General features: G+C 35.9%; 1 protein-coding gene. It reads right to left on the minus strand.

The genetic code is table 11. From position 1 onward, the window contains the following. The coding region (locus HC176_RS17940) for an outer membrane protein assembly factor BamD (RefSeq protein WP_245234960.1) at positions 1-315 on the minus strand (315 nt) is incomplete at its 3' end. Positions 316-351: the final 36 nt, after the last annotated feature.

Here is a 351-nt window from a genome sequence, read left to right on the forward strand (position 1 = left end):
TTCAGGATAGGTTTCTACAAATCTTTCAAACTGGTATCCGGCAAGATAATAATCTCCTAATTCGTAGTAGGTATCAGCATAAAGAAAAGACAACTTTTGCCCCTGAGGTTTCCCTCTAAACTCTGGCATTAACTGTTCAAATAACCTTAAAGCTTTACGATACTTTCTTCTGCTGTCATCCTCTTTAGCTTCATTATAAAGCTTTTCGGCAGTGGAATATTTTACCGCCGTATCCTTGGATTTAAGTACCTGCTGATATTCTCCGCAGGAGGTAAAGAGAAAAACTACACTTAGTAAGAGAAATATTTTCTTCATTCTAAAAATTAACATCCGGCAAAAATACTCTTTTCT

The organism is Tamlana crocina, from assembly GCF_012037625.1.